The sequence below is a fragment of the Streptomyces sp. WAC04114 genome, assembly GCF_019733245.1.
GTDB classification, from domain to species: Bacteria; Actinomycetota; Actinomycetes; order Streptomycetales; family Streptomycetaceae; genus Streptomyces; species Streptomyces massasporeus_A.
The window spans coordinates 1-8,852 of record NZ_JAIGQA010000258.1 but is presented as its reverse complement, the minus strand read 5'-3'; the positions used below and the strand labels follow the sequence as shown (position 1 = coordinate 8,852).

At 69.2% G+C, this 8,852-nt stretch carries 7 protein-coding genes; 4 read left to right on the top strand and 3 right to left on the bottom strand.

What is annotated here, in order from left to right; genetic code table 11:
• Positions 1-248 (bottom strand): TetR/AcrR family transcriptional regulator (locus K4G64_RS36870; protein ID WP_221760240.1); only part of this gene is annotated, 248 nt, incomplete at its 3' end.
• 87 nt (positions 249-335) lie between these two features.
• Here K4G64_RS36870 and K4G64_RS36865 point away from each other — a divergent pair.
• Genes K4G64_RS36865 through K4G64_RS36850 form a run of 4 tightly spaced genes read left to right on the top strand, consistent with a single transcriptional unit; the run spans position 336 to position 5,996 of the window.
• On the top strand, positions 336-1,952 hold the full coding sequence (locus K4G64_RS36865; RefSeq protein WP_221760239.1) for a carboxyl transferase domain-containing protein: 1,617 nt from the start codon (positions 336-338) through the stop codon (positions 1,950-1,952).
• A 14-nt stretch (positions 1,953-1,966) separates the two neighbouring features.
• Positions 1,967-3,883, top strand: coding sequence for an acetyl/propionyl/methylcrotonyl-CoA carboxylase subunit alpha (locus tag K4G64_RS36860; RefSeq protein WP_221760238.1), 1,917 nt, complete (start codon positions 1,967-1,969; stop codon positions 3,881-3,883).
• On the top strand, positions 3,880-4,830 hold the full coding sequence (locus K4G64_RS36855; protein WP_221760237.1) for a hydroxymethylglutaryl-CoA lyase: 951 nt from the start codon (positions 3,880-3,882) through the stop codon (positions 4,828-4,830). Before K4G64_RS36860 ends, K4G64_RS36855 begins: the two co-directional genes overlap by 4 nt.
• Before the next feature lie 5 nt (positions 4,831-4,835).
• Positions 4,836-5,996: an acyl-CoA dehydrogenase family protein gene (locus K4G64_RS36850; protein WP_221760236.1), complete on the top strand. Its 1,161-nt coding sequence runs from the start codon at positions 4,836-4,838 to the stop codon at positions 5,994-5,996.
• 149 nt (positions 5,997-6,145) lie between these two features.
• Here the strand turns inward: K4G64_RS36850 and K4G64_RS36845 are convergent, their stop codons facing one another.
• Together K4G64_RS36845 and K4G64_RS36840 are read right to left on the bottom strand one after the other, a co-directional pair.
• Positions 6,146-6,625, bottom strand: coding sequence for a hypothetical protein (locus K4G64_RS36845; protein WP_221760235.1), 480 nt, complete (start codon positions 6,623-6,625; stop codon positions 6,146-6,148).
• The gene (locus tag K4G64_RS36840; RefSeq protein ID WP_308122590.1) at positions 6,604-8,589 is read right to left on the bottom strand and encodes a polymorphic toxin-type HINT domain-containing protein; all 1,986 of its coding nucleotides are present in this window, start codon (positions 8,587-8,589) and stop codon (positions 6,604-6,606) included. The genes K4G64_RS36845 and K4G64_RS36840 overlap by 22 nt, the downstream gene beginning before the upstream one ends.
• Between the last annotated feature and the right edge of the window lie 263 nt (positions 8,590-8,852).

The window sequence follows — 8,852 nt, the reverse complement described above, 5'->3', positions numbered from 1 at the left end:
CCACCCCCGTCCGCCTCCGCCAGCCTCCGCTTCGCCCCGGTCAGCAACTGCCCGCTGATCCCCACCAGCAACTCCGCGAGCATCGCGTCCTTGCCCGCGAAGTGCCGGTACAGCCCGGGCCCGCTGATCCCGACCGCAGCGCCTATCTCATCGACCCCGACCCCATGGAACCCCCGCTCGGCGAACAGCCGAGCGGCCTCCTTGAGGATCTGCTCACGGCGGGTGGGGGCGTCGGTTCTGGTGGCCATGAAAACAATTCTAGACAGGGAGGTTAGCGGTCGTTAACCTGAAGGAAATGCGTTAACGCTCATTAACAAAGTGAGGGGACCCGCAGGATGCACGAGGCACCGGAGCTCACGAGCGCGGCAGACCCCGCGTCGGAGGCCTTTCGGGCCAACGAGGAGGCGCACCACGCCCTCGTCGAGGAGCTGCGCACCAAGCTCGCCGCCGCCGCACAGGGCGGCGGCGAGAAGGCCCGCGCCCGCCACACGGCCCGCGGAAAGCTGCTCCCCCGCGACCGCGTGGACACCCTCCTCGACCCGGGCTCGCCCTTCCTGGAGCTGGCCCCGCTCGCGGCCGACGGGATGTACGAGGGGCAGGCCCCGGCCGCCGGCGTCATCGCCGGCATCGGCCGGGTCAGCGGCCGCGAGACGGTGGTCATCGCCAACGACGCCACGGTCAAGGGCGGCACCTACTACCCGATGACGGTCAAGAAGCACCTCCGCGCCCAGGAGGTCGCCCTCGACAACCGCCTCCCCTGCGTCTACCTGGTGGACTCCGGCGGCGCCTTCCTGCCCATGCAGGACGAGGTCTTCCCGGACCGCGACCACTTCGGCCGCATCTTCTACAACCAGGCCCGCATGTCCGGCGCCGGCATCCCCCAGATCGCCGCCGTCCTCGGCTCGTGCACGGCAGGTGGGGCGTACGTCCCGGCGATGAGCGACGAGGCGGTGATCGTCCGCGACCAGGGCACCATCTTCCTGGGCGGCCCGCCCCTGGTGAAGGCGGCCACCGGCGAGGTCGTCACGGCGGAGGAGCTCGGCGGCGGCGAGGTCCACTCCCGCACCTCGGGCGTCACCGACCACCTCGCGGAGAACGACGCGCACGCGCTCCGCATCGTCCGCACCATCGTCTCCACGCTCCCTTCCCGCGGCGCACTCCCCTGGGAGGTCACGGAGGCGACGGAGCCCAAGGTCGACCCGCACAGCATCTACGGCGCGGTCCCGGTCGACTCCCGCACCCCCTACGACGTGCGCGAGATCATCGCCCGGGTCGTCGACGGCTCCCGCTTCGCCGAGTTCAAGTCCGAGTTCGGCCAGACGCTGGTCACAGGCTTCGCCCGGATCCACGGCCACCCGGTGGGCATCGTCGCCAACAACGGCATCCTGTTCTCCGAGTCCGCCCAGAAGGGCGCCCACTTCGTCGAGCTGTGCGACCAGCGCGGCATCCCCCTGGTCTTCCTGCAGAACATCTCGGGCTTCATGGTCGGCAAGGATTACGAGGCGGGCGGCATCGCCAAGCACGGCGCCAAGATGGTCACGGCGGTCGCCTGCACCCGCGTACCGAAGCTGACCGTCGTGGTCGGCGGCTCGTACGGCGCGGGCAACTACTCCATGTGCGGCAGGGCGTACTCCCCCCGCTTCCTGTGGATGTGGCCGAACGCCAAGATCTCGGTGATGGGCGGCGAGCAGGCCGCCTCGGTCCTGGCGACCGTCAAGCGGGACCAGCTGGAGGGCCGCGGCGAGGCCTGGTCCGCGGAGGACGAGGACGCCTTCAAGGCCCCGATCCGCGCCCAGTACGAGCGCCAGGGCAACGCCTACTACGCGTCGGCCCGCCTCTGGGACGACGGTGTGATCGACCCGCTGGACACCCGTCAGGTCCTGGGCCTGGCCCTGACCGCGTGCGCCAACGCGCCCCTGGGTGACCCCCAGTTCGGCGTCTTCCGGATGTGAGGGGACGGACGACGATGTTCGAGACAGTACTGGTGGCCAACCGCGGCGAGATCGCCGTACGGGTGATCCGTACGCTGCGGTCGATGGGCGTGCGCTCGGTGGCCGTCTTCTCCGACGCGGACGCCGACGCCCGGCACGTCCGCGAAGCGGACACGGCGGTCCGGATCGGACCGCCTCCCGCCTCCGAGAGCTACCTGTCGGTGGAGCGCCTCCTGGAGGCCGCCGCCCGCACAGGCGCCCAGGCCGTGCACCCCGGCTACGGCTTCCTCGCCGAGAACGCCGCCTTCGCGCGCGCCTGCGCCGAGGCCGGCCTGGTCTTCATCGGCCCTCCGGCGGACGCGATCGCGCTGATGGGCGACAAGATCCGCGCCAAGGAGACGGTCCAGGAGGCCGGGGTACCGGTCGTGCCCGGCGGGCGTGACCCGGATCTGGCCGAGGCGGCCCGCGAGCTGGGCGCGCCCGTGCTGCTGAAGCCCAGCGCGGGCGGCGGCGGCAAGGGCATGCGCCTGGTGCGGGACCTGACCCGGCTGGAGGACGAGATCGCCTCGGCCCGCCGCGAGGCCCGCGCCTCCTTCGGCGACGACACACTCCTCGTCGAGCGCTGGATCGACCGCCCCCGGCACATCGAGATCCAGGTCCTGGCGGACGGGCACGGGAACGTGGTCCACCTCGGGGAGCGCGAGTGCTCCCTCCAGCGCCGCCACCAGAAGATCATCGAGGAAGCGCCGAGCGTCCTCCTCGACGAGGAGACGCGCTCCGCGATGGGCGAGGCGGCGGTCCAGGCGGCCCGCTCCTGCGGCTACCGCGGCGCGGGCACGGTGGAGTTCATCGTCAACGGCGCCGACCCGTCGTCGTACTACTTCATGGAGATGAACACCCGCCTCCAGGTGGAGCACCCGGTCACGGAGCTGATCACGGGCCTGGACCTGGTCGAGTGGCAGCTGCGCGTGGCGGCCGGAGAACCGCTCGCCTTCACCCAGACGGACGTACGGCTGACCGGTCACGCCGTGGAGGCCCGCATCTGCGCCGAGGACCCGGCCCGCGGTTTCCTCCCCTCCGGCGGCACGGTGCTAAAGCTGCGCGAACCGCAGGGCGACGGCGTCCGCACCGACTCGGGCCTCACCGAGGGCACGGAGGTCGGCAGCCTCTACGACCCGATGCTCTCCAAGGTCATCGCGTACGGCCCCGACCGCGCGACCGCCCTGCGCAAACTCCGGGCCGCCCTGGCGGAGACGGTCACGCTCGGCGTGCAGACCAACGCCGGGTTCCTGCGCCGCCTGCTCGCCCACCCGGCGGTCGTCTCCGGCGACATGGACACGGGCCTGGTCGAGCGCGAGGTCGAGGGACTGGTCCCCACGGACGTACCGGAGGAGGTGTACGAGGCGGCGGCGGCCGTACGCCTCGAAGCCCTGAAGCCGGAGCCGGGCGGCTGGACGGACCCGTTCTCGGTGCCGAGCGGCTGGCGCCTGGGCGGTGCGCCGAAACCGCCGGTCTTCCCCCTGCGGGTGCAGGAGCCCGTGGAGCACACTCCGCGCGGCGCGGCCACGGTCACCGCCGACCGGGTCTCCGTCACGCTGGACGGCGTCCGCCACACCTTCCACCGCGCCGCCGACTGGCTCGGCCGCGACGGCGACGCCTGGCATGTGCGCGACCACGACCCGGTCGCCGCGTCCCTCACCCGCGCCGCCCACGCGGGCGCCGACTCGCTGACCGCGCCGATGCCCGGCACGGTGACGGTGGTGAAGGTCGCCGTCGGCGACGAGGTGAGCGCCGGTCAGAGCCTGCTGGTGGTGGAGGCGATGAAGATGGAGCACGTCATCTCCGCGCCGCACGCCGGCAAGGTCACCGAGCTGGACGTGGCCCCCGGCACCACGGTCGCCATGGACCAGGTGCTGGCGGTCATCGCACCGCACGAGGAGGCGGCGGAATGACAGTCCCAGGGCTCCCGATGGCCGTCCCGAGCAGGGACCTGCCCACCCGCGTCCGCATCCACGAGGTCGGCGCGCGCGACGGCCTGCAGAACGAGCAGGCGACGGTCCCCACGGAGGTCAAGGCGGAAATCATCCGCCGCCTGGCCGACGCGGGCCTGACGACGATCGAGGCGACGAGCTTCGTCCACCCCAAGTGGGTCCCCCAACTGGCGGACGCGGAGCGGCTGTTCCCTCTTGTCAGGGACCTCCCGGTGGCGCTCCCGGTGCTCGTCCCGAACGAGAGGGGCCTGGACCGCGCCCTGGCACTGGGCGCCCGGCGGGTGGCGGTCTTCGCCAGCGCGACGGAGTCCTTCGCCAAGGCCAACCTCAACCGCACGGTGGACGAGGCCCTGGCGATGTTCGAGCCGGTGGTGAGCCGCGCGAAGTCCGAGGACGTCCATGTCCGCGGCTACCTGTCCATGTGCTTCGGCGACCCGTGGGAGGGCGCGGTCCCGATCCCCCAGGTGGTGAAGGTCTGTAAGGCCCTGCTGGACATGGGCTGCGACGAGCTGAGCCTGGGCGACACGATCGGCGTGGCGACGCCCGGCCACGTGGTCTCACTCCTGGCGGCCCTGGACGAGGCGGGCGTACCCGTGTCGGCCCTCGGCGTCCACTTCCACGACACCTACGGCCAGGCCCTCGCCAACACCCTCGCGGCGCTCCAGCAGGGCGTGACGACGGTCGACGCCTCGGCGGGCGGCCTGGGCGGCTGCCCGTACGCCAAGTCGGCGACCGGCAACCTCGCCACCGAAGACCTCGTGTGGATGCTGCGGGGCCTCGGCATCGACACCGGAATCGACCTCGGCCGCCTCGTCGCCACGAGCGCGTGGATGGCCACCCACCTGGGCCGACCCAGCCCGTCCCGCACCGTCCGAGCCCTGTCCCACGAGGACACCGAGGAGCACTGATCACCATGGACTACCGTCTCTCCCCCGAGCTGGAGGAACTCCGCCGCACGGTCGAGGAGTTCGCGCACGAGGTGGTGGCGCCGAAGATCGGCGACTTCTACGAGCGGCACGAGTTCCCGTACGAGATCGTCCGGGAGATGGGCCGCATGGGCCTGTTCGGCCTGCCGTTCCCGGAGGAGTACGGCGGCATGGGCGGCGACTACCTTGCCCTCGGCGTGGCCCTGGAGGAACTGGCGCGGGTCGACTCCTCGGTGGCGATCACCCTGGAGGCCGGCGTCTCGCTCGGCGCGATGCCGATCCACCTCTACGGCACCGAGGCCCAGAAGCGGGAGTGGCTCCCCCGCCTCTGCTCGGGCGAACTGCTGGGCGCGTTCGGCCTGACGGAACCGGACGGCGGCAGCGACGCGGGCGCGACCCGTACGACGGCCCGTCTGGACTCGGCCACGAACGAGTGGGTGATCAACGGCACGAAGTGCTTCATCACCAACTCGGGCACGGACATCACGGGCCTGGTGACGGTCACGGCGGTCACGGGCCGCAAGCCCGACGGCAGGCCCCACATCTCCTCGATCATCGTCCCCTCCGGCACCCCCGGCTTCACGGTCGCGGCCCCGTACTCCAAGGTCGGCTGGAACGCCTCGGACACCCGCGAGCTGTCCTTCACCGACGTCCGCGTCCCGGCGGAGAACCTCCTGGGCGAAGAGGGCCGCGGTTACGCCCAGTTCCTGCGCATCCTCGACGAAGGTCGTATCGCGATCGCGGCGCTGGCGACGGGTCTGGCACAGGGCTGCGTGGACGAGTCGATCAAATACGCCAAGGAGCGCCACGCCTTCGGCAAGCCCATCGCCGCCAACCAGGCCATCCAGTTCAAGATCGCGGACATGGAGATGAAGGCCCACACGTCCCGCCTGGCCTGGCGCGACGCAGCGGCCCGCCTGGTCGCCGGCGACCCCTTCAAGAAGGAAGCGGCCCTGGCGAAGCTCCACTCCTCCACGGTCGCGGTGGACAACGCCCGGGAGGCCACCCAGATCCACGGCGGCTACGGCTTCATGAACGAATACCCGGTGGCCCGCATGTGGCGAGACTCCAAGATCCTCGAAATCGGCGAGGGCACGAGCGAGGTCCAACGGATGCTGATCGCACGGGAGTTGGGGTTGGCGGGCTGAGTGGCAGGTCCTGCTCCTCCCCTATACGCTCCGCCGGAGCATTCCCCACGGTCCTCATAACTGCGGCGCGGGAAGCGATCCAGCGGCATCGCGTCCGGCGAGAACGCCCCGCCGAAAAATCGGCGGGGCGTTTTTGGCGGGTCTGGCGCTCAGCCTGACGGAATCGTCACGACCGTCACTTGTCCATCCATCAGGCATTCGATGAGAACTGAACCGCCAAGTGGGTGGATCCAGAAGTGCGGCCCAGCGTCCAGGATGTCCCGCGCATGTCGCACCGCGACATCCGCAGGCATCGTCACGGTCGGCATGAGGTAGTTGCCCCAGATGACGGCGATCCGCTCACCCCGCTGCACATACGAGGAGAGCAGTTCCGCAGCCATCCTCGTCCAGTCCTCCTCATCGTCCCACCAGAGACGGTCTTGGAACGGAGTGGAATCGAAGTCGATCACGTCGCCGGTGGTAGCCGGAAATCTACTCAGCGTCGCTGCAGTCAGTGCGCAATTCTCGGCGAGATCCAGCTTTACCACCTGCCGACCATCATCGTCGCGGGGGTCGTTCATGAAGTCCGGAAGATACTCCGGACGATTCCCATAGGAACTACCGCCTGTCATACGTTCCGCCTCAACCACGTCGAAATGCTCCCGCCAGGGAACCTAATCGCCCATTTTCGAACCGCTGCACCCTTACCCGTCATCACATTGATGTGCGGGCCAATTCTATTGTCAGTATCCAGGCGGAACGACCTGTATTGCCCACCACTGGTCGCGGTGAACCCGGTATCCCTGCCGAAGGTGTCGACCGCCGACTCCATCGTCCCCTGCCGACGCTGCCAGGAACCGGTGTCGATGGGTCCCACGATGTCCAGGGCCTGGTTTCTGGCCTGTTCGAACGAGTCCGCGTCCAGGACGACCTCGCTGCGAGGCTTCTCCGGGTCGCACCTGCAGAGCTCGGAGTGCCCGGGTTGTGATCCACCACAGTTGTGAACGAGGACCGGCAAGGTCCCCGCCAGCACAAAGTACGTATGAAGATCGCTGACCGTGAGGTTGTGAACGGCAGCCGAACCGACCGTCCACCGCTCCACAGAAGTGACCTGGACTCGCGTCCCCGCTCCGGTCCGCAGCCACTCCCCCGCCGTCAGATCAGTGGCGTCGACCCACTCCCCAAGCTCAGGCACCCAGAACGGATGGCCATCGGTCGCCGTGACCGAAGCCGTCTTCGAGCCCTTCTTGCCGTCGATGTCCACCGTGATCTTGACGAGATGCTTGAGCCCCTTGCCCTTGATCTCGGCTGTGACCGTCTCGACCTTCGTCTCGCCCGTCTCCGGGTCGGTCGCCAAGACCTTGTCGCCGATGTCGACGTCCTTGATCGGTTTCGTCGAACCGTCGGCCATCAACACCTTCGTGCCGGGCGTGAAGCTGTTACCGACCTTGCAGGAAACGGCCTCCGTCGCCTCGTCCGCCGCCTTGCTGCTCTTGCGCCAGTCCTGGAAGCTGTCCCACAGCCTGGGGCTGAGGTTTCCGATGCGCTTGATCAGGGCCCAGGCCTTGTCCATCTTGTTCCAGTACTTCGCGGCCAGCCGCGCCAGCGGTCCGCCGGCCACGAGCGACGAGACGACGTTGAGTGCCGTGGCCCCGCAGGAACCCAACGCGCCCGTGGTGAAGCAGTCCAGCGCGTCCGTGATGCCCAGCTCGTCCGCGATGATCTGCCCGAGCTCCTTGGCGACGGCGATAGCCCGCTGCTTGGCCGCGTCCGCCCGCGCCTTCTGCTGGCGCGCCCGGTACTGCGCCGGCGCCTCCTTCGGCTTATTGACCCCGTAGTACGTGTAGTAGGTGTCGGTCGCCTTGACCTCCCACCCGCCGTCGCGCTCCAGGGTGCAGGTGATGCCGACGTTCACGCAGTCGTCGGGCTTCAGGCCACTCGGGTCGGAGAAGGTGACCGGGCTGTTGTTGCTGTACGAGTAGCCGTTGATCTGCTGCGGGTCGGTGTAGTCGATGATCGGGTCAGCCGAGATGAAGCGGCCCGTGTCCGAGTCGTATTCACGCGCCCCGAGCGTTGTCAGGCCAGTGGACTGCTGCACCGTGCCGCCGACGAAGCCCTTGTCGTTCACCCAGGCACGGGACGAGGGCGAGGACGTGGACTCGTCGCGCGGGTTACCGAAGGGGTCCGTGCGGCGGCGCGTCGTCTCACCGGTCTTGGCATTGATCGCCAGTTGGGCCGTTCCCTGGTGGTCCGACGCCAGGAAGTGGACACCGCCCGCATCCCGCATGGCGATCTGCATGGCGCCGAACGCGTAGTAGCGAGTCGTCGTCACCTTGGACGTCGACTTGTCCAGGTGCAGCTCCATGCCCGGCAGGTAGAACGTCTTCTCCTGGGATGTGTCCCGAAGGATCCGCTCACCCGACGCGTCATACGTGTACTGCGTCACCGTGCCGTCGGCGTTGGTGACCTTGGTCAGCTCACCCTGCTTGTCCCAGTCCAGGGACTGGGTGTCTCCGTTGAGAACTCGGCTCCTGGTGTTGCCTGTTACGTCGTAGGTGTAGGTGTCTTGAGACGTGACCTCGGGCGTCGTGCTCGTTGCCGCCGTCTTCTCCACGACCGAAGACAGCGTGTGCGGACCGGAATTCGTGCCATTGGGACCGGACTTCTCGCCGTACGTGTACGTCCGGGTCGAGTTCGGGGCCCCGTTCAGTCCGTGCCGCGTCTCGCTCGCTCGATGTAACCGGGCTCGTTGGAGAACGTCCATGACGCGTCGCCTCAAGCCGTAGGCGGAGCCCCTGCAGGGGCGCCGGCCTACGGCATCGTGATCCGGATCACCGCCCCTGAGGGCATTCACGCCCCCACCCCCGGGCACACACC

Bases quoted from the DNA above. Each gene is read 5' to 3' on its own strand.
- K4G64_RS36865 (WP_221760239.1), top strand. From the start codon at position 336: ATGCACGAGGCACCGGAGCTCACGAGCGCGGCAGACCCCGCGTCGGAG.
- K4G64_RS36860 (WP_221760238.1), top strand. From the start codon at position 1,967: ATGTTCGAGACAGTACTGGTGGCCAACCGCGGCGAGATCGCCGTACGG.
- K4G64_RS36855 (WP_221760237.1), top strand. From the start codon at position 3,880: ATGACAGTCCCAGGGCTCCCGATGGCCGTCCCGAGCAGGGACCTGCCC.
- K4G64_RS36850 (WP_221760236.1), top strand. From the start codon at position 4,836: ATGGACTACCGTCTCTCCCCCGAGCTGGAGGAACTCCGCCGCACGGTC.